Here is a 24,046-nt window from a genome sequence, read left to right as displayed (position 1 = left end):
AGTGCGCAAACGGTGATGGAAATGTGAAAGCCCACTTATCCAGACGTCTAGACGACCAGACGAAAGCCGCGTAGCTTAAGATGCCCGCAACGTTCAAATCATCAGGGAAAGCCATGAGTCAGAGAGAGGAGCCGCGCGACGAGGCTCGTTCGTTCGACCGCCGCGAATGGATGGCGGTGCTGGCGCGCACGCCGCGCGAGAGTTTGCAGGCGGCGCTCGAAGGCATGAGTGTGCCGCGCTTCGACTGGTTGCGCGCGCCGGATATCGGCTTGGCAATGGTGCGGGCGCGCATCGGCGGCTCGGGAGATGCCTTCAATCTCGGCGAGACTACCGTCACGCGCGCCACGCTGCGTTTGCATATGGAAGACGGCAGCGCGCCGGTCGGTGTCGCGGTGCATATGGGCCGCGACAAGGAGCGCGCGAAGCTCGCAGCGCTGATCGACGCGTTGCTGCAGACGCCCGCGCATGCGCAGCGCTTGCAGACGGAAGTGATCGCACCGTTGGCCGCGCGTCTCGCCGACGAACGGCGCCGCAAGGAAGCGGAAGCGGCTACGACCAAGGTCGAATTCTTTACGATGGTGAGAGGGGAATGATGCAGATCGACATGGCCGCTCTCGTGCCCGGCTTCAACGACCCGGTGCACGATGCCCAACGCGTCTTTCGCGCTTTGCTGGAAGCGTTGTCGCGTCCGGGCAGCATCGTCGCGATCGATGCCGCGTTGCCGAACAATCACGCCATGCGCGATGCGCTTGCACATCGCGTGCCGCTTGCAGCTTTCGCCTCGCTGCTCGCGCTCGCCGATTATTCGACGCCTGTATTCATCGACGGCGGGAACGCCGCATTCGGCGATGCCCTGCGCTTTCATGCCAGCGCGCCGCTCACGCCGAATCACAGCGAAGCCGCGTTCGCCTATCTCGGCGATGCAGCCGCGTTGCCCGCGCTCGATGCCTTCTCGTCGGGCGAACCGGAAACGCCGGAAGATGCGGCGACGCTTTTCATTCGCGTGCCTTCGTTGACCGAAGGCGAGCCGCTCGTGTGGCGCGGTCCGGGGATCGAAGACACGCGCAGTGTCGCCATTGCGGGACTTACGCGCGATTTCTGGCAACAGCGCGCGGCGCTAACCGCGCAGTCTCCATGCGGCATGGATTGTTATTTCGTGGCGGGCGGCGCGCTCGTCGGCTTGCCGCGCACGACGCAAGTGGAGGTGAACTGATGTACGTCGCGGTGAAGGGTGGCGAAAGAGCCATCGAACGTTCATGGGATGTGCTCGCCAAGCATCGGCGCGGTGACTTGCAGGTGCCCGAGCTGAGCGTCGCGCAGATTCGCGAGCAGTTGCGTCTCGCGGTGGCGCGCGTGATGACCGAAGGCTCGGTCTACGACGAAGAACTCGCGGCGCTCGCCATCAAGCAGGCGGCAGGCGATCTGGTCGAGGCGATTTTTCTGCTGCGTGCGTATCGCACGACGTTGCCGCGCTTCGGCTACACCTTGCCCGTGGACACGGCAGCGATGTGCGTGGAACGGCGCATCTCCGCTGCGTTCAAGGATATTCCGGGCGGGCAGATGCTGGGCGGCACCTACGATTACACCCAGCGTCTGATCGACTTCAGCTTGCTGGCCGAAGGGGAAGTGATTAGCGATGCAACGACTTCCAGCGACCACGCCGAAGCCACGAACGATATGCCGCGCGTGTTGTCGATGCTCAACAAGGAAGGGCTAATCGAGCAGGAACGCGCGCAGGAAGATTCACCGGAGCCGGGCGACCTCTCGCGCGAACCGCTTGCGTTTCCCGCTGATCGTGCAACGCGTCTGCAAAACCTTGCACGCGGCGACGAAGGCTTTCTGCTGGCAATGGGATACGCCACGCAGCGCGGCTACGCGCACAGCCATCCATTCGCAGGCGAGATTCGTCACGGTGAAGTGGCCGTGGAAATGCATATCGATGAACTCGGTTTTGCCGTGGAGATCGGCGATATCGACATCTCCGAATGCCAGATGATCAACCAGTTCGCGGGCAGCGGCGAAGTGCCGCCGAAGTTCACGCAAGGCTATGGTCTCGCGTTTGGGCATTCGGAGCGCAAGGCCATGGCCATGGCGCTCGTCGATCGTGCCTTGCGAGCGGAAGAGTTGGGCGAGAGCATCGGCTCACCCACGCAGGATGTCGAGTTCGTGCTCTCGCATAGCGACAACGTCGAGGCATCGGGCTTCGTGCAGCACTTGAAACTGCCGCATTACGTGGACTTTCAGTCGGAACTGGAATTGCTGCGGCGACTTCGTGCATCGCACGGCAAGGAGAAGACGGCATGAATAACGCGCTGACCGAAGGTTATAACTTCGCTTATCTGGACGAGCAGACCAAGCGCATGATTCGTCGCGCCTTGCTCAAGGCCGTTGCGGTGCCGGGGCATCAGGTGCCGTTCGCCTCGCGTGAAATGCCGCTGCCGTATGGTTGGGGCACGGGCGGTTTGCAGGTGACGTCGGCGATCATCGGCGCGGACGATACGCTCAAGGTGATCGATCAGGGCTCCGACGAAACCACCAACGCGGTCAACATTCGCCGCTTCTTCGCGCGCACGGCGGGCGTGGCCACGACCACGCGCACCGCGGACGCCACCATCGTGCAAACACGTCACCGCATTCCTGAAACGCCGCTCACGGAAGCGCAGATTCTCGTGTACCAGGTGCCGATGCCCGAACCGCTCTACAGGCTGGAGCCGCGCGTGACGGAGTGCAGGAAACTGCATGCGCTCGCGGACTACGGTCTCATCAACGTGAAATATTACGAGGATATCGTGCAGCACGGCAGCATTGCGACGACCTACGATTATCCAGTGCTGGTGAACGATCGCTACCTCGCGGCGCCTTCGCCTATTCCGAAGTTCGACAATCCGAAGATGCACATGAACGCGGCGCTGCAACTCTTCGGCGCGGGACGCGAGCGGCGCATCTACGCCATTCCGCCTTATACGAAGGTGAAGAGTTTGGATTTCGAAGATCATCCATTCAGCGTGCAGAAGTGGGACCATGCGTGCGCGCTGTGCGGGTCGCGTGAGAGCTTTCTCGATGAAATGATCGTCGACGACGAAGGCGCGCGCATGTTCGTATGCTCCGATAGCGACTATTGTCACAGCCGCCGCGACGAGCAAGAGGCAAAGGAGGCGGCGCAATGAAGACGCTCTTGAATGCGCGCGGACTCACCAAACGCTACGATGGACGCGGCGGTTGCGTCGATGTGGACCTTGCGGTCTATCCGGGCGAGGTGCTGTGCATCGTGGGCGAGTCGGGTTCGGGCAAGTCGACTCTATTGAACGCGCTTGCGCTCAGAAGCAGCATCGATGAAGGTGCGCTCGACTACACCACGCGTGAAGGCGAAACGCTGGATCTGCTCACGCTCAGCGAGCCACGCAAGCGACTTTTGTCACGCACGGAATGGGGCTTCGTGCATCAGAATGCACGCGATGGATTGCGGCGCAACGTGTCGGCGGGCGCGAACATCGGCGAGCCGTTAATGGCCATCGGCGCGCGCCACTATGGCCGTTTGCGCGAGACGGCTTCGGACTGGATGGGCCGTGTCGAGCTCGATGCGACGCGCATCGACGAATTGCCTTCGGCTTTTTCGGGCGGGATGCAGCAGCGCTTGCAGATCGCGCGCAATCTCGTGACCGGGCCGCGACTCGTCTTCATGGACGAACCTACCGCCGGTCTCGACGTATCCGTGCAGGCGCGTCTGCTCGACTTGCTGCGTACCTTGACGAACCAGCTGCATCTCGCCGCTGTAATCGTCACGCACGATATCGGCGTGGCACGCTTGCTCGCGCATCGGTTGATGGTGATGAAGGACGGGCGCGTGGTGGAGAGCGGTCTCACGGATCAGGTATTGGATGATCCGCAACATCCATATACGCAGACGCTGGTGGCGTCCGTGCTGCCGGTTTGAGGTGCAACAGATGACTATGACAGACGAAGAAGCGTTCGCCACGCGCACGGAGCTAATGCTGCGCGCACGCGACATAGAAAAGACCTTCACGCTGCATCAGCAGGGCGGTGTGCGCATCGTGGCGCTCGCGGGTGTATCGCTCGATGTGGAACGCGGCGAATGCGTGGTGCTCGCGGGCGCTTCAGGCGCCGGCAAAAGCACGTTTCTGCGTTGCATGTACGGCAATTATCTCGCGACGCGCGGCAGTATCGCCATTCGCGACGAAAGCCGCGCTTCGCGACATCTCGTGCTGACCGACGCCGAGCCGCACGACATCATCCGCTTGCGCAAAAGCACGCTCAGTTACGTGAGCCAGTTTCTCCGCGCCATCCCGCGTGTCTCTTCGCTCGATCTCGTCGCGGAACCGCTGGTCTCGCGCGGTGTCGATGAAGACGAAGCACGTGAGCGCGCGTGCGTCCTGCTTGCAAGGCTGAACGTACCGCGACGCTTATGGTCGCTCGCGCCCGCGACGTTTTCCGGCGGCGAGCAACAGCGTGTGAACATTGCGCGCGGGCTGATCGCGGCGCATCCTGTCTTATTGCTCGATGAGCCCACGGCGTCGCTCGATGCACAGAACCGCGATGTCGTGGCCGATCTCATCGTCGAGGCGCGCGAGCGGGGCGCGGCCATCGTCGGTATCTTTCACGACGAAGATACGCGTGAGCGCGTGGCAACCCGCATCGTGCGCCTTGCAACACCGGTAGTGGTCAACTCATCCGAAGACGGAGCATTGCAGACATGCTGATTACGAATGCGCGCATCGTCACGCGCAACGAGGAATTCACGGGCACGGTGCGCATCGAGGAGGGCTGTATCGCGGATGTATCGCCGGGAAATACGGCGACGCGCGATGCGTTGAACTGGGACGGCGACTATCTGCTGCCGGGCTTCGTCGAACTGCATACGGACAACATTGAAAAGCATCTCGCGCCGCGTCCCGGCGTGCTGTGGAATCACGAAGCGGCGATCATCGTGCATGACGCGCAAGTGGCTTCGGCCGGCATCACGACCGTGTTCGATGCGCTCGGTGTGGGCTCGCGTCCCGAAGACGGCGTGCGTGGCCGCGAACTTCAAGTGCGTTGCGCGCAGTCCATCGGCAAGTTCGTCGAACGCGGACTCTTGCGCGCCGATCACTTCCTGCACTTGCGTTGCGAAGTCGGCACGACGGACGTGGTCGAGGTATTCGATTCACTGAGCGCGCATCCGCTCTTCAGGCTCGCATCGGTGATGGACCATACGCCGGGTCAGCGCCAGTGGCAGGACCATGAAAAGTGGCGCAAGTATCAGGAACGTCACGGCAAGTGGAGCGACGAACACGCGAATGACGTGCTCGCGCAATTGGCCGAGCATCAGGCGCGTTACGCGGCGGCGCATCGTGCGGACATCGTCGCGCGTTGTCAGCGCTTGGGCATCTCGCTTGCAAGCCACGACGACACGCTCATCGAGCATGTGGAAGAAGCTGCGCGCGACGGCATTGCGCTCGCGGAATTCCCGACCACGCTCGATGCAGCCCGTGCCGCGCGCGAACATGGCATCGCCACGATCATGGGCGCGCCGAACGTCGTGCGTGGCGGCTCGCACTCGGGCAACGTGTCGGCGCTCGAACTCGCTCGCGAAGGGTTGCTCGACATCCTCTCGTCCGATTACGTGCCTTCGAGCCTGCTCATCGCGGTGTTCGATCTCGTCGAGAAGGCGGGATGGACCTTGCCGCGCGCGGTGGCCACGGTTTCTTGGGCACCCGCGCACGCGGCCGGACTCGCCGACCGTGGGGCCATCGTGACGGGCTTGCGCGCCGACTTCGTGCGCGTCGCGCTGGCGGACGGTCTGCCTGTGCCGCGCGAGACTTATCGCAACGGGCAGCGCGTTTCTTGAAACGCCGACAGCCCCGCGCAAGGCAACCGACATACACGGGTAAGCCCGCGTTGCGAAGGCATGCAGACTTCAGTACTCTCGCGCATGAATTAGTTCGCTATGTGAATCGCTGTTCGCCTGACGAACAATAGTCGAACGACGATTGCCAATCATCGACGAGGGAATGAAGTGAGCCGAAGTCCTGCTGTGAACGTGCAGACGTTCATCAACGAGCACCCGTTTTCGCCCTTCCAGTGGCTGATCTTCGTGATGTGCTTCGTCATCGTGCTGCTGGATGGTTTCGATACGGCGGCCATCGGATTCATCGCGCCATCGCTCGTATCCGAATGGCAGATCAGCCGGCCCGCGCTCGCGCCTGTTCTGAGCGCTGCGTTGTTCGGGCTCGCGGCGGGCGCGCTGCTTTCCGGGCCGTTGTCGGACCGGCTCGGACGACGGCTGATGCTGTTGTCCTCGGTACTGCTGTTCGGCGTGGCGTGCTTTGCATCGGCGTATTCGGCAAGCCTCACGCAACTCACGGCGTTGCGCTTCGTTACGGGCCTCGGCCTCGGCGCCGCCATGCCCAATGCCGTCACCATGATGAGCGAGTTCTGCCCGGACAAGCGCCGCGCGACGCTCATCAACCTGATGTTCTGCGGCTTTCCGCTGGGCGCGGCATTCGGCGGCTTTCTCGCGGCATGGATGATTCCGCATTTCGGCTGGCGCAGCGTGCTGCTGCTCGGTGGCGTGGCGCCGCTCGTGCTCGTCGTGCTGCTCTTCATCAGCCTACCGGAATCGGTGCGCTACATGGTCGCGAAGAACAAGCCGGCCGAGAAGATTCGTGCGACGCTTGCACGCATTTCATCGGCGGCGGCCAACGCAGGATCGTTCTTCATGACGGAGACGGCGCCCGCGGTGCAGGGGCAGGGCGGCGTGAGCGTGGTGTTGTCGCGCTCGTATATCGTCGGTTCGATCATGTTGTGGCTCGCATACTTCATGGGCCTCGTGATCTTCTATGCATCGATCAACTGGATGCCGATTCTCCTCAAGGAATCTGGCCTGAGTCCGCAGCGCGCGACGCTGATCTCCGCGTTGTTCCCGCTCGGCGGCGTGGGCGCTGTCTTGTGCGGCGTGTTGATGGACCGCTTCAACCCGAACCGCATCATTGCCGCGTGCTATGCGTTGACCGCGGTGAGCGTGTACTTCATCGGGCAGGCGGTGGGCAACGTGGGACTGCTCGTGCTGATCGTGTTCCTTGCTGGCGTGTTGATGAACACGGCGCAATCGTCGATGCCCGCGCTCGCGGCATCGTTTTATCCGACTCAGGGACGCGGCACCGGCGTGGCGTGGATGCTGGGCATCGGGCGCTTCGGCGGTATCGCGGGATCGTTTCTCGTGGCTGAACTGACGCGATTGCACTTCAGCTTCGGCGGCATCTTCGCGGTGATCGGCGTCGCGGGATTGATCTCGGCGGTGGCGTTGCTGATCAAGCAGGCCGCGCATCCGCAGGCCGCGTTGCCGAGCGATTTGAAGGCTACGGAGCCGGTCGGGCATTGAGGATGGGTTGTGCCTGGATGATGTCGAATCGCCCTGCGTGGACGTTGGTCGCGCGGGGCGATTTGTTTGGATGGTAGCCTTATCAACTCGACAGCACGAAGTTCTCGGACGACAACACCGACTCCCCGCTCCAACGATAAGCCACGAGCGGCCCATCTTTACCCGCGCTGTAGTCGACGCATGCCACATTCGGAGACAAGACTTCCGGCTTCCCCGTCATCCAGTAATGACCGACAAAGATCGGCTTCTCGGTCGGATAGTCGATCCTCGCTTCAGCAGGAATATCGCTATCAGGGAGTTGTTTTCGCGTTTGAGGAGGCACGAGCGCCGCTTGATGATAGGTGGTTGCCGTTCGATCCCACCATCGAATGCGAGCTTCGTGTCGAGTAACGCCCGACTTGTCGTGAAACGCGCAACCGGACGGAAGGCGAACTTCGACGCCTTTGAGCAAGCCTTCGACCGAACGATATTGCTCAGTGCCTTTGCGGCTGGCCGAGATGATCGTGACATCATTGAGCAGGCGTCCTGGTTTCAGTTGCGGCTCGAGCGTCGACATGAACTCGGGGTGCCAGCAAGCATGAATCACGCGCAACTCAGACAGGTCCAACCATAGCGGCAAAGAGAAGAACCATTCGATTATCTCCGCATGGAGCCTTGGCTTGTGCTCCACCTCAGCCAGAAACGCGGCATGCTGATGCCGATTCTTCTCGCCAATCTCGCCCTTGCGCGGACGCAGATACTCGTCACTTTGATCCGGGTCACGCAGATACCAGGCGATGGCGTTGAACTCGTGGTTTCCCATGACGGCAAGTGCGCTGCCGGTCTCGACCATGGAGCGAACGATGTCGATTGTTTCCAACTGATGCGGGCCACGATCGATGAAATCGCCAACGAATATGGCCGTTCGCTCGGGGTGTCGTAAGGCGCCATCACGCTCGATATAACCCAAACGTGTCAGGAGCGCTTCGAGCTTGCGCGCTTGCCCGTGAATGTCCCCGATGATGTCGTAATGCATCGCTGCGTGCTCCTTGTATCTTCGTTTCCGGGGGAGAAGTTACCAGAAACGCTTGGCGGGTATTGAGCACGGCCGCATCTACATTTTTCGGTCGCGCGCACCTTCGCGGATTTCAACCGACCTCGTATTCTCACCACCAGTCTTTCACTCATCGCACTCCTGTTTGCCAATCGTCAGACCGTGGCATGTCGTGTGCTGATGAAGAACATGCGACTTGCCGCTGCGTGTCAACACCGCAGCAGCAAGGAGGCACCACAAGCCGCACGACATCGCATCTTGCAACCGCAAAAAGGAGTTTTTCGATATGAAGCGTATCGCCATTTCATGCGCCGCTGGCGCACTCGCCCTGGTTTGCGCATCCGCATTCGCACAGGACAATCCTCCCAGTTCGAATACGGGCCTGCAAGCAGGCGACAACGCCCAAACGACCACGACGCACGCGCACAAGACTCATTCGAAGGCCACGCACAGCAGCCAGTCGTCGATGAAGCCCGGTCCGTCGACCACGCCTGGCGGCACGGCCACGCCGGGCACCGCAGGCGCACCGGTCAGCGCGAGCGGCTCGGGTAACTGAGGTCTGAAATAATCGGCGGAACAGCCGCTGGAAACATGAACGGGACGCTCAAGGGCGTCCCGTTTTACATGGTGATTCAATTCGAAGAGGAATCCGCCATCGAGAAGCGCGCGTATGAACGCGCTATGACAAATGCAAAACTGGCCATCATGTTGCGCGCTTCAGCTCACGCAAATCAAAGCCGTACCTTACTTTGCAAACAACGACGCCATATTGGCAAACGCCTTGATCTCGACCGCATTGCCCGAAGGGTCGAGGAAAAACATGGTCGCCTGCTCGCCCACTTCGCCCTTGAAACGGACATGCGGTTCGATGATGAAACGCGTGTTCGCCGCACGCAGCTTCTCGGCCAACGCTTCCCACTGCGGGATCGACAGCACGACGCCGAAGTGACGCACCGGCACGGCATCGCCATCTACGGCGCTCGTCGTGCGATGACCCACTTCCTCGGGCGCCAAATGCGCGACGATCTGATGTCCGTAAAAGTCGAAATCGACCCAGTCCGGTGAACTGCGGCCTTCGGGACAACCGAGTAGATCACCATAAAACTCGCGCGCGGACGCAAGGCTGTGAACGGGGAAAGCCAGATGGAAAGGCGGCATGGCGGCCTGAGTCGTGCTCATGGTGCAACTCCTTGTTGTGGGGTTCGACGGCGTTTGACCCAAATTCTATTCACAAATAAAAGTGCTGAAAAACGATATATTGCGGGAGTCAGCCCCAAATTTATCGATGAATGAATATGCTGCGCGAACTCACTACTTTCATTGCGGTCGCGCGCCACGGCACCTTTGCCGGCGCGGGTGCGCACATCGGGCTTACGCAGTCGGCGGTGAGCGCGCAGATGCAGCGTCTCGAAGCGCATTTGGGCTTCGCCTTGTTCGACCGCACCGGACGCTCCGCCACGCTCAACAAGGCGGGCCGCCGCACGCTAGAACTTGCCGATGAACTCATGGCGCTTTATACGCGCCTCGCCGAACCCGAGGGCGTCGACGGGCGTGGCGGCGCGTTGTCGGTCGGCGCGATCGCATCGGCGCATGCGGCGCTGTTGCCCGATGCCATCGGCGCGTTCAGACGCGTGCTGCCCGCGTGGCGCATCCGGCTCGTGCCGGGCGTGTCGCTGTCGCTGCTCGCACAGGTCGATGCCGGCGAAACGGACATGGCCGTCATCATTCGTCCGCCGTTCGCGATACCTTCCGAATTGCGCTGGCGCACGCTCGTCGCCGAACCGTTCGTGTTGCTTGCGCCCGCCGCCATGAAGCGCGCCGCCTGGCGCGAAGTAATCGAGACGGCGCCGTTCATCCGTTACGACCGGCGTTCGTTCGGCGGACGGCAAGTGGAAACGTTCTTGCGCAAGCAACGCATCGCGGTGCGCGACGCCATCGAAGTGGACGAGTTGCAAGGCATCGCGCAAATGGTCGCGCGCGGCTTGGGCGTTGCGCTCTTGCCCGTATCCGATGGCATCGGCCCGTGGCCTGCCGGCGTCGTCGCGCTCGGTCTGGGCGACGACACGTTCCATCGCGAGATCGGGCTGGTCGAGCGTTCGCGCAAGGGACGGCAGGACGCGGCGGCACAACTCGCGGATTGCATCGCCGATGCGGCCAGTCGCAAGCCGGAAACGCCGCTTCCGGCTCGCAAGCGCGCGCGTGTAAAAAACAGCGCCTAAAATGCGTTGCAGGCGCGGCCCTCGAGTCGTCTCCTTCGTTGTCCGCGCACGCTTTTCCTTTGTCCTTTCGTGGCGGATGTCCATGAGCGACGAGCAACACACTGACACCACTGACGCTGCACCCCTCGGCCTCTTGCGCGCGGGGCTTGCCTGGCTGGATCGCGTGGACCCGGGCACGCATCGGCGTATCAAGGGATTGCGGCTCGTGACCGCGTATGGGCTCGCGGCCGCGCTCGGCGGCTTGCACGACGTGACGCGCGACGTGCCTGCCAGCGTCTCCGTCGGCATGCTGGCCGCCGCCTTCGCGCTTTGGGCAAGCGTGTCAGAAGCGCGCAGCGCGCGCGCCGATTCGAGCCGCGATCTCGCCGTGTTGTGCATCGCGGCCGCGCTTGGCGCACTCAGCTTTGCGCTCTTCGGGCCGTGGCTGCACGAAATGGGGCGCGGCGGCGCGGAGTTCGTGCTCGTCACGGGCGCGTTCCTCGCGGGCTATCTCAAGCGTTTCGGCCTGCTCGGCGCGGGCGTCGGCTCACAGTTCTACATCGGTCAACTGGTCGCTTACTCGATGAAGCTGACACCGGGCGATTCATGGGCGATTACGCTCGCGCTCGTCATCGGCATGATCGCGGCAATCGTGCCGCGTGTGCTGAGCGGGCCGGCGGAGCATCCGGTGGTGTTGCCCGCGCTCGCGTCCGAGCCGGCTTACTGGCGGCAGCAGGTTTCTCCCGCGCTTGCCATGGGTCTGCAGGCGGCGAGCGGCGCGCTCGTCGTGGCGTTGTTGAACGCGGCGTTCGGTATGGCGGAATCGGCGTGGGCGATCACGGCCTGCGTCTACGTGGTTGCGACTTCGGCTGTCGGCACGGCACAGCGCGTGCGGCGGCGCATCTACGGCACGCTCGTGGGCGTGCCTGTCGGCCTCATTTGCCTGCCGCTTGCGGAACACGCGCCGCTCTTCATCTGGGCGATGGCCGCCCTCGCGATGATCGTCTACGCCATGGCGCTGCCCGAGCGCTATGACATTGCGTGCGGCGCTTTCGCCTTTACGCTCATCGTGACGATGGCCGCGAGCGGCATTCACTCGATACCGCTGCTCGCCGCGCGCGCGTGGGAGACGTTGCTGGGCGGCGCTCTTGGGCTCATTGCGGCGAAGTTGATCTTCCCGTTGCGCGAGGTCGGCTAACCATGCGCAGTGGCAGAACACAGCGACGAAGCGGCATGGCACGGGCCTCGCACGGCAAAGCGGTAAAGCACGGCAAAGCGGTAAAGCACGGCAAAGCATGAACCCGTCAGCGCTTACTCGCCTTCGCCACCACCTCGTCGAGCAATTGCAGGTCCACGGGCTTCACCAGATGCCCGTCGAAGCCCGCCTGCGCCGAACGTTCCTTGTCGCCTTCCTGACCGAAGCCCGTCATTGCGACGATCATCGCGCGGCCGACGAGCCGTTGCGAGCGTAGCGAGCGCAGCACCGCGAAGCCGTCGATATCCGGCAACGCCAGATCGAGCAGGATCAGCGCGGGCGGAAAATGCCGGATGACGTCGATACCTTCCGTGCCGTGATATGCAATGCGCACTTCGTGCCCCTTCATCTGCAGCAGCATGGCGAGGCTGTCGGCGGAATCGACGTTGTCATCGATCACAACGATACGCAATGTCCCCGATGCGGCCGGCGCTGCCAGCAAACCGGCAATGGGCACATCGTCGGCGGGCGCGTAGGGCAATCGCACGGTGAACGTGCTGCCGCGACCGGTGCCGTCGCTCGCGGCGGAGATGGTGCCGCCGTGCATTTCGACGATGGAACGGCACAACGTGAGACCAATGCCGAGCCCGGCTTCGCCCGGATTCAGGTAATGATCTTCCTGTACGAAGAGATCGAAGATAGCCGTCAAACCCTTCTGCGAAATGCCACGGCCGCGGTCGGACACTTTCAGCAGCAAGGCGTTGCGCTCGCGTTCCACGCAGATGTGGATGCTGCTGCCGTGCGGCGAAAACTTCGATGCGTTGTTGAGCAGATTCTGCACGACCTGAACGAGCCGCGTGCCATCGCCCAAGACGAAGATAGGCTCTTGCGGCAATTCGGTGGTGATGCTCTGCGCGCGGTCGTCGGTGAAAGGGCGCACGAGTTCCATGCTGCGTTCGACGATCTCGGTCACGCCCACGCGCGCCATGCGCAGTTCGATCTTGCCGGTGGTGATACGGCCCATGTCCAGCAGATCGTCGACCAGTCGGCCGAGATGCGAAGTCTGTCTGTCGATGATGTCGCGGCACGAAGCGAGTCTCGGCGAGATATCCGCTTCCATCTGCATCACGCCGACGGCATTGCGCACGGGCGCGAGCGGATTGCGCAACTCATGCGCGAGCGTGGCGAGAAACTCGCTGATGCGTCGCGACGATACTTCGAGTTGCTCCAGTCGCTTTCTTTCGCTCATGTCTCGCGTGACCTGGGAGAAGCCACGCAGCGTCCGGTGCTCGTCATACACCGCCGTGATCACCACGTTCGCCCAAAACAGCGACCCGTCCTTGCGCACGCGCCAGCCCTCGGTCTCGATGCGCCCCATGCGAATGGTGGTCTGCAATTGCAATGCGGGCACGTTCGCGGCGATGTCCTCGGGCGAATAGAAGAGGGAGAAGTGCTTGCCGAGAATCTCCGCCGGCAGATATCCCTTGATACGCACCGCGCCCATGTTCCAGCTTTCGATCTCGCCTTCCGGGCTCAGCATGCAAATGGCGTAGTCGCTCACGCTTTCGACGAGCAGGCGGAAGCGTTCTTCGGAAAGCCGCAGCTTGGTTTCCTCGGCGCGCTTCGCGGTGAGATCGCGCGTGTACTTTGCATAGCCGATGATCTCGCCACGCGTGTCGCGCGCCGCCGTGATGACGACATTGGCCCAGAAACGCGTGCCGTCCTTGCGAACACGCCAGCCTTCGTCCTCGAAACGGCCGGTGGCATACGCCTCCTTCAGCTCGTATTCGGGCCAGCCCCGCGCCACGGAATCCGCCGTATAGAAACGCGACAGATGCTGACCGATGATCTCGTGCGCCTCGTAGCCTTTGATCTTGCGCGCGCCCGTGTTCCAGGTCGTGATGCAGCCATTGAGGTCGAGCATGAAGATCGCGCAATCTTCGATGGCATCGACAAGCGTGTGATAGCGCTCGTCTTCGATAGTCGAGTCATTCGGCTTGTCGGACGCCGGTCCTGCTGGCCTGGCAGTGCGCAAGGTAGTCATGGTTCTGATGGGCGGCGCTCAGGTTGAGAAGTTGCAAACGCAACGACCGCGATGTGTTCGAAAATCCGCGTTCGTCATGCAGCGGTGTTTTCGACACATGAAAACGCCGCGTGCGCGCCAGCAGTTTAACCCTTCGTGTGCTGCTTCCGCTTCTTGTCGGGATTTCGTCCACCCAATATTATCCGCGCTTTAGAGGGGATTTCAGCACGGGCGTGCGCGCTTAGACTGCAGGCACATTTCAGGAGGCCGCGCGACCGTCAGGCAGTGAGAGAAGGCCCGTGAAGTGATTTCGGTAACCCTTCATGGAGCATTCACATGACTCGCAAACTCGGCATCATCTTTCTCATCGCGGCGTCGCTTGCCGCTTCTTATGCGCTCGCCAGGGGATTTGGCACGGCATCGCGGCAATGCGTCACCGTGCAGATGATCGCATCGGACGACGCACCCGCGGACAACGGCAATAGCGCGGGTACATCGCCCAAGGACAAGGAGGACAGTCCGCTCACTCGTGCACAGGACTGAGGACGGTTTCGCGCCGTGGGCTGATCTTCACGGCGGGCATGAAGAGCATGGAGACGACCGCGCCGAGCGCGACGAAGAACATCGCGGTGAAAGTCAGATGCAGCGCATGGTGCAGTGCAAGACGGATCTCGTTATTGCTTGCGAAGTCGCCCGGCACGCTCGTCAACAAACGCTTCAACTGATCCGCGTGGACGGCGGGCATGCCGGTCACATGCGTTAGACCGTAGTTCTGCACCGCGCCGAACACCGCCGCGCCGAGCGTGTTGCCGAGATTGCGCGCAAAGAGATTGGATGCCGTCGCGCTGCCGCGTTCGTGCGGCTTCACGATCTCCTGAATCAGGATGAGGCACGAGACGCTCGTCACGCCCATGCCGAAGCCGACGACCGCCGAGCCGATTCCCGCCCACACCGGGCTCATGTCCGGGTTGAGGAACACGAACGGCAGCGAGCCAAGCGGAATGAAGAACGCGCCGCCGATCAGAAGCCGCCTCAGGCCGATGCGCGCGAACGTCCGCGAGGTGAACGTGGCGCCGCTTGGCCAGCCGACCATCATCATGGTGAGCGTGAAGCCGGCTTCGACCGGTGAGCGATGCATCACGCCCTGCACGTACATCGGCAGGAAAGTGGTGAGGCCCATCATCGCCATGCCGGCGAGCAGGGTCGCCGCGTTGCCCGCTGCAATCGGGCGATGTGCCCAGAGGCCGAAGTTGATCATCGGGTCGGCGGCACGGCGTTCCTGCCAAACGAAGAGGAACGCGCTCGCAATCAGCACCGCCACTTCCACGGCCACACGCGTGTTGCTGGCGTGGCCGGCATCGGTCAGGGCCATCATCAGCGCGGCGACGGCGGCGGTGAAAAAGAACGCGCCAGCGAAGTCGATCGACGGGCGGCCGTGGCGTTTCTCTTCGTGCAGAAACATGACGAACAGCAGCGCGGCGAGAAAGCCGATCGGCACGTTGATCCAGAAGATCCACGCCCACGAGAACTGCCGGATGAGCAGACCGCCGACCATGGGTCCGAGCACGGCCGATACCGCCCACACGCTTGCCAAATAGCCCTGCACCTTGCCGCGTTCATGCGCCGGGTAAAGGTCGCCGACGATAGTCAGCACCACCGGCAAAATGGCGCCCGCGCCCACGCCTTGCAGCAAGCGGAACACGATCATTGCGGGCATCGACCAGGCAAAGCCCGCGAGCACCGAGCCGATCAAGAAGATGGCGATGCCCACGAGCACCGCGGGCTTGCGTCCATAAAGGTCGGCGAGCTTGCCGAACACCACGGTAAGCGCAGTCTGCGTGAGCAGAAACGACGAGAAAACCCAGCTGTAGAGATCGAGACCGCCGAGTTGCGTGGCGATTTGCGGCATCGCGGTGGAGACGATGGTGGCCTCGATCGCGACCATTGCCATCGACGCCATCACGGCGGCAATGACGAGCGGACGAACGGTTTGTCTGGCTTGTGGCATGCGTTTCCATGAAAGGAATGGCGCCGCCACGCGAGGCGGATACGGCGCGCGGCAACAGGCGGGCTTGCACGAAGAAGGCGATACGGCCAAGGCGAAGCTGCATCAGCCGTTGTGCGGCGGGGCGGCATCGCCGATGAAGTCGATGATGAAGCGGTCGACTGCAATGGTAGCGTCTGCTGAAAAAGCCTGCTCGCTTCGCCCGACTCTTCGTCCTCATTTTTCTCTAACTATCGGGGTATACGCTGGGTTCGTGGACAGAAGGTTGGTTCACATCCTCGTTCTCCTCAGCTTCGAGCGTCGGCTCCGACCCGGACCGGCGCTTCTTTTTTAGCACGTCGATGCCAGAACCCCGCGCCGAAAGATCGAAAAGTCCGAAGCCGCCGAAAGCCGCTAGTAGAATCGAGACGCCAGCCGGTCCGCGTCTTTTCATCTCGATGCGTCTTCACATGATCAAATCGCTGAGAAATCAACTGGTCGTCGCGCTCGGGCTGCTCGTCAGCGCGGTGGGCTTGCTGCAGGGCATCAGCTCGTATCATCTTTGCCGGACCGGCATGGACGCACTGCTCGACATGCGCCTCGAACAAGTGGCGACCCGCATGCGCGACGGTTTCGCCGAAGGCATTCCGCAGAATCCCGCGCGCGGCACGCAGGACGATCGCGATGTCGTGGTCGTCGTGTGGAAGCCGGACGAAGCCACGCCGTTTCGCACGACCGATCCTTCTCTGCGCTTTCCGCGCGATGCAACCGCGGGCTTCGGCAGCTATCAAGTCAACGACGAATCGTGGCGCGTCTTCACGCGTCAGGATCCGACCATGACCATTCAAGTGGCGCAGCGCAACGCCGTGCGCCGCGAACTCACGCGGGAGGCCGCGACGCAGACGCTCTGGCCCATCGTCGTGCTGTTGCCGCTCGTGTGGATCGCGGTCGCGCTCGTCGTGAGCCGCTCGCTGCGCAGGCTCAAACGCCTTGGCGCGAAAGTACAAGGCATCGATACCGCCAATCTCGAACCGTTGCCCACGTCCGGCGTGCCCGCCGAAATCGCGCCCTTCATCCATTCGATCAACACGATGATCGAGCGCCTCGCGCAATCCATCGAGTCGGAACGCAAGTTCATCGCCGATGCCGCGCATGAACTGCGCACGCCGCTCACGGCCCTGCAATTGCAGGCCGATAATCTCGCGCCGCACATCGCGCCGGGCAATCAGGAGCGTTTTCGCGAGTTGCGACGCGGCATTGGACGCGCGGGCAGCCTCATCACGCAGCTTCTGCGCATGGCGCGCGCCGATGCCCCGATGGGCGCGACGCCGCTCACGCGGGTGAATATCGCCACGGTCGTAACGAGCGCCGTGGCCGATGTCCTGCCGATTGCGCTGCAACGCGGCCTCGATATCGGCGCCGAAGAGATGGTCGAGGCCCACGTGCGCGCGGTGGAAACGGATATCGGCATGGCGGTGAAGAATCTCGTTTCGAACGCGGTGCGCTATACGCCGGATGGCGGCACCATCGACTTGCGTATGCGGCGCGAGCGCGACATGGTATGGGTCGATGTCGTCGATACGGGGCCGGGCATCGCGGAAACGCTATTGCCGCGCGTATTCGACCGCTTCTTCAGGGCTAACCCTGATATCGAGGGTAGCGGGCTCGGCTTGTCTATCGTGAAGGCGATCGCGCAGCGCTACGGTGGCGATGTGTCACTTCGGAATCGCGATGACGGGCGGTCGGGCATCGTCGCTTCGATTGGCTTTCCGGTCGAGGAAAGCGGCGTGGCTACCGAGGCAAACGCCGCGACAGCCACCGCTTAAAAGGAATGGCCGCGCTGTTTTGTGCCTATTACAATGGGATCGCGTGCTGCGCGTGGGTGATGACCGCGTCAGCTTGGTCGCGTCAACGCGGTGTGCGGACTCAACATGCGAATCCTACTAATCGAAGACGACGTACAGATCGGCACCAGCCTGATGCGCGCCCTCAAGGACGTCGATTACGCCGTGGACTGGGTGCGCGACGGCCAGGCGGGCCGCGAGGCCATGGACGCCGCCGAATACACGGTAGTACTGCTCGATCTCGGCTTGCCCGGCATGTCCGGCCTCGAAGTGTTGCGTGGTGCGCGCACGGCGGGCAACGCGACGCCCGTGCTGATCCTCACGGCTCGCGACGACCTCGACACGCGCGTGCAAGGGCTCGACCTCGGCGCGGACGACTACCTCCTCAAGCCCTTCGACACGCCCGAACTGCTGGCCCGCATCCGCGCGGTGCTGCGCAGAAAGGCGGGTTATGCCACCTCGCGTCTCGGCGACGAATCGATCAATCTCAACCTCGACCAGCGCACGCTTACGTGCGGCGAGACATCCGGCGTGCTGTCGGCGAAGGAGTTCGCGCTGATGCACGCACTCATGGAGCGGCCCGGCACCATCTTTTCGCGCGATCAACTCGAAGACCGGCTTTACGGCTGGGGCAAGGAAGTCGAAAGCAACGCTGTCGACGTGATCATCCATTCGGTGCGCAAAAAGTTCGGCGCAGCGGTGATCCGCAACGTACGCGGCCTCGGCTGGACCGTGATGCTGGGACAGGCGGGACGCGACGAAGCGAAGTGAGGGCGTGTCACGCGTAAGGGTCGTCGGGGCGACGGGGGATCGATCCGCAGAAGGTCATGCTGTACGCGTGGTCGCTTTCCTCGACCTGACGCATGCGGCGCTCGAGTTCGGCGTGATCGCCCGACGAGGCAAAGTAGTCGTCGTGCGAATGGTCGTCGGTGGCGGAAAAGAATCTGGAAAGACGTTCGAACATGATGCGCTCCTTAGGCGGACGGTTGGCGACGGCCTGCGCTCGGAATACAGTATGGCTCGTCGATGGAAACCAGAATAAGGCGCGCGAATTAGCGTTGAATGATGGCTCGCACATGCAGTCGCCAGCACAGAGTTGAGCCTGCGAAACATGTACGCCAGCGCACGCGAATGGGCTGCCGCGTCGCACCATCGCGTGGTATCTTCTTTCACACAGGTTTCACACAAGGATGGATGTACAGCAGCGCGTTTGCCCTTTCCGTCGAACGTCTCTCGTGAACGCCGCCATGAACGAAGTGCCTCGTACTCTCAGTGCCCGCGACCGCGTCGAACTGCTTTGCTGGCTGACGTGCGGCAGCCTCGGTGCGTACTATCTCAACGGCGACTGGCCCGCGCCGTCATTTCATGTCGAAGCCGCGCGCAAGTGGCTCGATCGGCATCAACGCGAAGCCGACTGGCTTGCTATCGCCAAACTCTCTGCCATTGCACGCGATCTTGCCGCGCGACATTGCGCTATCCTCGAATCCGACTGGGCGCGCGAAGCGGTCGAAGAGATTTTGGACAGCGAAGACCTCAACTTCAATTCGGGCGTGGTGCGGCCCATTCTGGAGGATTGCCGCCGGGCGTTGGCGGAGAAGCGGGTTTCGGAGTAGACGATTAACGTACGCGAGTCGTGAGGGCGGTCGCGCCGCCAACCGCAGGCCGCTAGCGCCACGTGCTCTATCTAGCGAAATATAGGAAAGTATAAGGTAGTCGAGATATACTACGCTATATATTGTTATAGAGTCATAGTCATGGATCCGGTTCGGAACCCATTTGCGCCCGGCGCCGGTAGCCAGCCGCCCGCACTCGCTGGGCGCGAAGCAATCATCGAGGACGCACGTATCGCCATTGAACGCGCGGTGCTCTGTAAGCCCAGCCGTTCGCAAATGTTTCTGGGCTTACGCGGCGTAGGCAAGACCGTGCTGCTCAACGCAGTCGAAGCGCTCGCTAATCAGCGTGGCCACGTCACTTCCATGATCGAGGCGCCCGAGAACAAATCGTTGGGTGAGCAACTGCTGCCACGCATGCATCAAGTGCTTCGAAAACTGTCAGTCGCCGCGAATGCCAAGGCGAAGACATACGACGCGCTGCGAGCGTTGAGGTCGTTTGCCTCCGCATTCAAGTTGGAATATGGCGATGTCTCAATCGCGGTGGATCCCGAAGTAGGAGTCGCGGACAGCGGCGACCTCGAGAATGATCTTCCAGAACTGTTCGTGCGTATCGGCGAGGCCGCTAAAGCTGCCGGTAAAGCCTGGACGCTCCTGATCGATGAAGTCCAGTACCTAAGCGAAAAAGACTTAGCCGCTCTCATCGTGTCATTGCACAAGATCAACCAGGCGCGCTTGCCCGTGCTGTTTTTCGGCGCCGGCTTGCCACAGGTCGCGGCCCTGTCGGGACAAGCCAAATCGTATGCGGAGCGGCTATTTCACTACCCGGAAGTCGGTGCTCTGCCTGAGGACGATGCCAAGGCCGCGATCCGTCAACCAGTGAACGACGAAGGCGCCGTTATCGACGATGCTGCTCTGAAAGAGATTTTCCTCAAGACGAGAGGCTATCCCTACTTTCTGCAGGAGTGGGGCCATCAGTCCTGGAATCTCGCCGTCGGCGACACGATTACCGTAAGCGACGCAAGGCGCGCCGAGTCGACAACGCTCAAGCGTCTGGACGAAGGGTTCTTCAAAGTTCGCTTCGATCGCCTGACGCCCAAGGAACGCGAATACGTCATTGCCATGGCGAAATTAGGCAGTGGCCCTTATCGTTCGTCCGACGTTGCGGACGCGCTCGGCGAAACCCCGCAGAGTCTCGGTCCTCGCCGCGCGCAGATCATTAACAAAGGCATGATCTACAGTCCGTCCCATGGTGATATCGCGTTCACCGTGCCGATGTTCAATGACTACCTGATTCGCAATTTAAGCATTCTTGGCTGACCGGGCTGCGGATTTGCGCCGAGCGCCGCTAGGGACATAAGGCAGACTAGCGCGAATCACTGTATGAATGTACAGTATGCGCATTTTCCGCGTTCTTCGCGCCCGCGCATGTTTAGCCACGTCCTTCGCACGTCGTCGTCTTCCGGCCTTGTCGGCACGCGTCCGTTCTAGGCAATGGACACGCCCGCCACGCCCACGACTCGCCGTATCGCGCATCTGGACATGGATGCGTTCTTCGCCTCCGTCGAATTGCTGCGCTATCCCGAACTGCGCGGTCAGCCGGTGGTGGTCGGCGGCGGACGCAATGCCATTCCCGAGACGCTGGCCGATGGCACACGCCGCTTCAGAAAACTGCGTGATTACGCGGGGCGCGGTGTCGTCACCACCTCCACTTACGAAGCGCGCAAGTTCGGCGTGTTCTCGGCCATGGGCATGATGAAGGCCGCGCAACTCGCGCCCGACGCCATTCTTCTGCCCACGGATTTCGAGTCGTATCGCCATTACTCGCGGCTCTTCAAGACAGCCGTCGCGGCGTTCACGTCGCAGATAGAGAATCGCGGCATCGACGAGATTTATATCGACGTGACCGACATGCCGGGCGATTCCGCAAGCATCGGCCGGCGCATGAAGGACGCGGTGCACGAAGCCACCGGGCTTACGTGCTCGATCTGCATCGCGCCGAACAAGCTGCTGGCGAAGATCGGCTCGGAGCTCGACAAGCCCGACGGCCTGACCATCCTGACGATGGACGATCTCCCCACACGCATCTGGCCGCTCGCGGCGCGCAAGGTGAATGGCATCGGGCCCAAGGCGAGCGAAAGGCTGGCGGCGCTCGGTATCGCGACGGTGGGTGACATTGCCGCCGCCGACCTGGGATTTCTGCAGACGCATTTTGGCGGCACTTACGCCGCATGGCTCGCGCGTATCGCGCAGGGACAGGACGATCGGCCCGTGGTCGTGAGTTCGCAGCCGAAGTCGATGAGCCGTGAGACCACGTTCGAGCGCGATCTGCATCCGAAGAACGACCGCGCGAAGCTCTCCGAGGCGTTCACGGGGCTGTGCAAGAAAGTCGCCGACGACCTACAGCGCAAAGGTTACGTAGGCCGCACGGTCGGCATCAAGCTGCGTTTCGACGACTTCCGCACGCTCACGCGTGATCTGACCATTCCCGTTTCCACCGACGACCCCGTCGAGATTCGCCGCGCCGCTACCGAATGCGTGAAGCGCATTACGCTGGATCGACGGCTGCGGTTACTCGGCGTGCGCGTGAGCGCGTTGAGCGTGCGCGGAGAGGACGGCGGCTTCATCGAACCGATTCAAGTGGAACTGCCGTTCGACTGAGGCGTTAAGCGCCAAAGGGAATAAGCAAATCGCGGATCGTTCGTTGGCGGCACGGCCGCGACGAAGTAGATTGGCTGTCTTTGCGCCGTTCAAGAACATCGTGACGACCCTCGCACCGACCCTCGAAAGTTCGACCCAAGCCGCCGATCGATCCATCGACGAATCCATTCAAATTCGCGCCTTCGACGCGCCGCTCGGCGCCGAGGTCATCGGGCTCGATCTGAGCAAGCCGCTCTCGCAAGCCGATTTCGCGCGCATTCATCGCGCGCATCTCGATCATCACGTGCTCGTGTTTCGCGACCAGCGCATCACGCCGGAACAGCAGGTCACGTTCAGCAAGCGCTTCGGGCCGCTGCAAATTCACGTGCTCAAGCAGTTCGCGCTCGCCGGGCATCCGGAAGTGCTGATCGTTTCCAACGTGCTCGAAAACGGCAAGCCGATCGGTCTCGGCGATGCCGGGCACTTCTGGCACTCGGACCTCTCGTACAAGGAAACGCCGAGTCTCGGCTCACTGCTGCATGCGCAGGAGTTGCCGAAAGTTGGCGGCGATACGCTGTTTTCGAATCAGCATCTTGCGTGGGATACGTTGCCCGAGCATCTGCGTCGCGCAGTCGAAGGACGCCGCGCGGAGCATACCTATCTTGCCAAATACGCCGAGTTGCAGAAACGCAGTCCGTGGCGCCCGAACCTGACGCCCGAGCAAATCGCGCAGGTCAAACCGGTGGTGCATCCCATTGTGCGGACGCATCCGGAGAACGGGCGTCGCGCGCTTTTCGTGAGCGAGCACTTCACCACGCGCATCATCGACATGCCGGAAGACGAGAGCCGCGCGCTCCTCGACGAAATCTTCGCGCATAGCGTGAAGCCGGAGTTTCTTTACCGCCACGAGTGGCGCAATCACGACATGGTGTTCTGGGACAACCGCTCGGTCATGCACTTGGCCGCCGGCACGCCCGACGACGAACGCCGCAAGCTGTATCGCACGACCATTGAAGGCGACGCGCCGTTCTGAGCGCTTATTTCACGGGGTTTTCTCACATGCATTCTCGTTTCGGGAAGCGTTCGTTGCGCGTGCTCGCCGCCGCGCTCGTCGTCTCGTTGGGCTGTTCGGCGACCGCGCAGGCGGAAGGCACGTTGCGCGTGGCCGAGCAATTCGGCGTGGTTTATCTGCTGCTCAACGTGGCGCGCGATCAGAAATTCATCGAGCAGGAAGGCAAGAAGCAAGGCGTCGATATCAAGGTCGATTGGGCCAAGCTCTCGGGTGGCGCGAGCATCAACGACGCGTTGTTGTCCGGCTCCGTGGATATCGCGGCGGCAGGCGTCGGTCCGTTGCTCACGATCTGGGATCGCACGCACGGCAAGCAGAACGTGAAGGGCGTGGCGTCGCTTGGCAATCTGCCGTATTACCTCGTATCGAACGATCCGCGCGTGAAGACCATCGCCGATTTCAGCGATAAAGATCGAATAGCGGTGCCGGCCGTGGGCGTCTCGGTGCAGTCGCGCATTCTGCAATTCGCGTCGGCCAAGCAATGGGGCGACAAGCAGTACGATCGCCTCGACAAGCTCACGCAAGCGGTGCCGCATCCGGACGCGGCGGCGGCCATCATCGCGGGCGGCACGGAAATCAACGCGCACTTTGGCAATCCGCCGTTCCAGCAGCAGGAACTCGCGGGCAATCCGAAAGCGCATATCGTGCTCAACTCGTATGACGTGCTGGGTGGGCCGAGTTCGGCCACCGTGCTCTATGCAACGGAGAAGTTCCGCAATGAGAACCCGAAGACGTATCGCGCTTTCGTCGATGGCCTCAACGATGCGGCGCGCTTCGTCACCGCCAATCCCGAGAAGGCGGCCGACATCTATTTGCGCGTGAACAACGCGAAGCTCGACCGTGATCTGCTCCTCAAGGTCATCAAGGACCCTGCTGTGCAGTTCAAGGTCCAGCCGCAGAACACCTTTCCGCTTGCGCAGTTCATGCATCGCGTGGGCGCGATCAAGAACGATCCCAAATCGTGGCAAGACTACTTTTTCGACGATCCCGTGACGCGCGGCGGCAGTTGATATCGAGTTGATATCGTGCTGACTGCTTTCCATATTCGCAAAGATTGGTTAGGCGAACGTGC

Annotated in this window: 24 protein-coding genes; 19 read left to right on the top strand and 5 right to left on the bottom strand. The window is 62.0% G+C overall.

Translation table 11 applies throughout. From position 1 onward, the window contains the following. Positions 1 to 113 precede the first annotated feature (113 nt). From phnG to LDZ28_RS19695, 8 genes are all read left to right on the top strand, one after another. On the top strand, positions 114 to 593 hold the full coding sequence (phnG, locus tag LDZ28_RS19730; protein ID WP_244828779.1) for a phosphonate C-P lyase system protein PhnG: 480 nt from the start codon (positions 114 to 116) through the stop codon (positions 591 to 593). Further along, a complete protein-coding gene (gene phnH, locus LDZ28_RS19725; RefSeq protein ID WP_244828778.1) occupies positions 590 to 1,213 on the top strand; it encodes a phosphonate C-P lyase system protein PhnH in 624 nt (207 codons plus the stop codon). The genes phnG and phnH overlap by 4 nt, the downstream gene beginning before the upstream one ends. After that, entirely contained in the window at positions 1,213 to 2,304 is a 1,092-nt protein-coding gene (locus tag LDZ28_RS19720) for a carbon-phosphorus lyase complex subunit PhnI (RefSeq protein ID WP_244828777.1), read from the top strand. The genes phnH and LDZ28_RS19720 overlap by 1 nt, the downstream gene beginning before the upstream one ends. Further along, positions 2,301 to 3,167, top strand: a complete 867-nt coding sequence (locus LDZ28_RS19715) for an alpha-D-ribose 1-methylphosphonate 5-phosphate C-P-lyase PhnJ (protein WP_244828776.1) — start codon at positions 2,301 to 2,303, stop codon at positions 3,165 to 3,167. Before LDZ28_RS19720 ends, LDZ28_RS19715 begins: the two co-directional genes overlap by 4 nt. Continuing rightward, positions 3,164 to 3,934: a phosphonate C-P lyase system protein PhnK gene (phnK, locus tag LDZ28_RS19710; protein WP_244828775.1), complete on the top strand. Its 771-nt coding sequence runs from the start codon at positions 3,164 to 3,166 to the stop codon at positions 3,932 to 3,934. The genes LDZ28_RS19715 and phnK overlap by 4 nt, the downstream gene beginning before the upstream one ends. Before the next feature lie 10 nt (positions 3,935 to 3,944). Next, entirely contained in the window at positions 3,945 to 4,718 is a 774-nt protein-coding gene (gene phnL, locus LDZ28_RS19705; protein ID WP_370652163.1) for a phosphonate C-P lyase system protein PhnL, read from the top strand. Beyond that, on the top strand, positions 4,712 to 5,845 hold the full coding sequence (locus tag LDZ28_RS19700) for an alpha-D-ribose 1-methylphosphonate 5-triphosphate diphosphatase (protein WP_244828774.1): 1,134 nt from the start codon (positions 4,712 to 4,714) through the stop codon (positions 5,843 to 5,845). Before phnL ends, LDZ28_RS19700 begins: the two co-directional genes overlap by 7 nt. 168 nt (positions 5,846 to 6,013) lie before the next feature. Then, a complete protein-coding gene (locus LDZ28_RS19695) occupies positions 6,014 to 7,378 on the top strand; it encodes an MFS transporter (protein WP_244828773.1) in 1,365 nt (454 codons plus the stop codon). An 82-nt stretch (positions 7,379 to 7,460) separates the two neighbouring features. On the opposite strand, the gene LDZ28_RS19690 is transcribed toward LDZ28_RS19695, so the two are convergent. Then, positions 7,461 to 8,393 (bottom strand): metallophosphoesterase, encoded by a 933-nt coding sequence (locus tag LDZ28_RS19690; RefSeq protein WP_244828772.1) that lies wholly within the window; start codon positions 8,391 to 8,393, stop codon positions 7,461 to 7,463. 304 nt (positions 8,394 to 8,697) lie between these two features. Between LDZ28_RS19690 and LDZ28_RS19685 the strand changes: the two genes are divergently transcribed. Beyond that, positions 8,698 to 8,967, top strand: a complete 270-nt coding sequence (locus LDZ28_RS19685) for a hypothetical protein (RefSeq protein WP_244828771.1) — start codon at positions 8,698 to 8,700, stop codon at positions 8,965 to 8,967. 188 nt (positions 8,968 to 9,155) lie between these two features. On the opposite strand, the gene LDZ28_RS19680 is transcribed toward LDZ28_RS19685, so the two are convergent. Next, on the bottom strand, positions 9,156 to 9,590 hold the full coding sequence (locus LDZ28_RS19680; protein ID WP_244828770.1) for a VOC family protein: 435 nt from the start codon (positions 9,588 to 9,590) through the stop codon (positions 9,156 to 9,158). 116 nt (positions 9,591 to 9,706) lie between these two features. Between LDZ28_RS19680 and LDZ28_RS19675 the strand changes: the two genes are divergently transcribed. Beyond that, positions 9,707 to 10,630, top strand: a complete 924-nt coding sequence (locus tag LDZ28_RS19675; RefSeq protein WP_244828769.1) for a LysR family transcriptional regulator — start codon at positions 9,707 to 9,709, stop codon at positions 10,628 to 10,630. Positions 10,631 to 10,712: 82 nt separating this feature from the next. Continuing rightward, the gene (locus tag LDZ28_RS19670; protein WP_244828768.1) at positions 10,713 to 11,807 is read left to right on the top strand and encodes an FUSC family protein; all 1,095 of its coding nucleotides are present in this window, start codon (positions 10,713 to 10,715) and stop codon (positions 11,805 to 11,807) included. 106 nt (positions 11,808 to 11,913) lie between these two features. Here LDZ28_RS19670 and LDZ28_RS19665 read toward each other — a convergent pair whose 3' ends face one another. After that, complete coding sequence (locus LDZ28_RS19665; RefSeq protein ID WP_244828767.1) at positions 11,914 to 13,848, bottom strand: PAS domain S-box protein; 1,935 nt, start codon at positions 13,846 to 13,848, stop codon at positions 11,914 to 11,916. A gap of 315 nt (positions 13,849 to 14,163) precedes the next feature. Here LDZ28_RS19665 and LDZ28_RS19660 point away from each other — a divergent pair, with 315 nt between their 5' ends. Beyond that, positions 14,164 to 14,370 carry a hypothetical protein gene (locus LDZ28_RS19660; RefSeq protein WP_244828766.1) on the top strand — a complete coding sequence of 69 codons (207 nt, stop codon included), beginning with the start codon at positions 14,164 to 14,166 and terminating at the stop codon, positions 14,368 to 14,370. Here the strand turns inward: LDZ28_RS19660 and LDZ28_RS19655 are convergent. After that, a complete protein-coding gene (locus tag LDZ28_RS19655) occupies positions 14,351 to 15,835 on the bottom strand; it encodes an MDR family MFS transporter (RefSeq protein WP_244828765.1) in 1,485 nt (494 codons plus the stop codon). The genes LDZ28_RS19660 and LDZ28_RS19655 overlap by 20 nt on opposite strands. Before the next feature lie 446 nt (positions 15,836 to 16,281). On the opposite strand from LDZ28_RS19655, the gene LDZ28_RS19650 reads away from it, so the two are divergent. Next, on the top strand, positions 16,282 to 17,637 hold the full coding sequence (locus tag LDZ28_RS19650) for a HAMP domain-containing sensor histidine kinase (RefSeq protein WP_244828764.1): 1,356 nt from the start codon (positions 16,282 to 16,284) through the stop codon (positions 17,635 to 17,637). Between the two features lie 105 nt (positions 17,638 to 17,742). Beyond that, positions 17,743 to 18,426 carry a response regulator transcription factor gene (locus tag LDZ28_RS19645; protein ID WP_244828763.1) on the top strand — a complete coding sequence of 228 codons (684 nt, stop codon included), beginning with the start codon at positions 17,743 to 17,745 and terminating at the stop codon, positions 18,424 to 18,426. 7 nt (positions 18,427 to 18,433) lie between these two features. Here LDZ28_RS19645 and LDZ28_RS19640 read toward each other — a convergent pair whose 3' ends face one another. Next, positions 18,434 to 18,619 carry a transcriptional regulator gene (locus LDZ28_RS19640; RefSeq protein WP_244828762.1) on the bottom strand — a complete coding sequence of 62 codons (186 nt, stop codon included), beginning with the start codon at positions 18,617 to 18,619 and terminating at the stop codon, positions 18,434 to 18,436. 283 nt (positions 18,620 to 18,902) lie between these two features. Here LDZ28_RS19640 and LDZ28_RS19635 point away from each other — a divergent pair, with 283 nt between their 5' ends. The 5 genes from LDZ28_RS19635 (at position 18,903) to LDZ28_RS19615 (ending at position 23,984) form a co-directional block, all read left to right on the top strand. After that, positions 18,903 to 19,268, top strand: a complete 366-nt coding sequence (locus LDZ28_RS19635) for a hypothetical protein (RefSeq protein ID WP_244828761.1) — start codon at positions 18,903 to 18,905, stop codon at positions 19,266 to 19,268. A 141-nt stretch (positions 19,269 to 19,409) separates the two neighbouring features. Continuing rightward, positions 19,410 to 20,585, top strand: a complete 1,176-nt coding sequence (locus LDZ28_RS19630) for an ATP-binding protein (RefSeq protein WP_244828760.1) — start codon at positions 19,410 to 19,412, stop codon at positions 20,583 to 20,585. Positions 20,586 to 20,759: 174 nt separating this feature from the next. Next, positions 20,760 to 21,926 (top strand): DNA polymerase IV, encoded by a 1,167-nt coding sequence (gene dinB / locus LDZ28_RS19625; protein ID WP_244828759.1) that lies wholly within the window; start codon positions 20,760 to 20,762, stop codon positions 21,924 to 21,926. A 154-nt stretch (positions 21,927 to 22,080) separates the two neighbouring features. Further along, positions 22,081 to 22,938, top strand: coding sequence for a TauD/TfdA family dioxygenase (locus LDZ28_RS19620; protein ID WP_244829726.1), 858 nt, complete (start codon positions 22,081 to 22,083; stop codon positions 22,936 to 22,938). A gap of 26 nt (positions 22,939 to 22,964) precedes the next feature. Beyond that, positions 22,965 to 23,984 (top strand): ABC transporter substrate-binding protein, encoded by a 1,020-nt coding sequence (locus tag LDZ28_RS19615; protein WP_244828758.1) that lies wholly within the window; start codon positions 22,965 to 22,967, stop codon positions 23,982 to 23,984. The last annotated feature ends 62 nt before the right edge of the window (positions 23,985 to 24,046 follow it).

Source organism: Caballeronia sp. TF1N1 (assembly GCF_022878925.1).
GTDB lineage: Bacteria > Pseudomonadota > Gammaproteobacteria > Burkholderiales > Burkholderiaceae > Caballeronia.
Note: the sequence above shows the minus strand (reverse complement) of the source record. Positions and strands in the feature narration are given on the sequence as shown.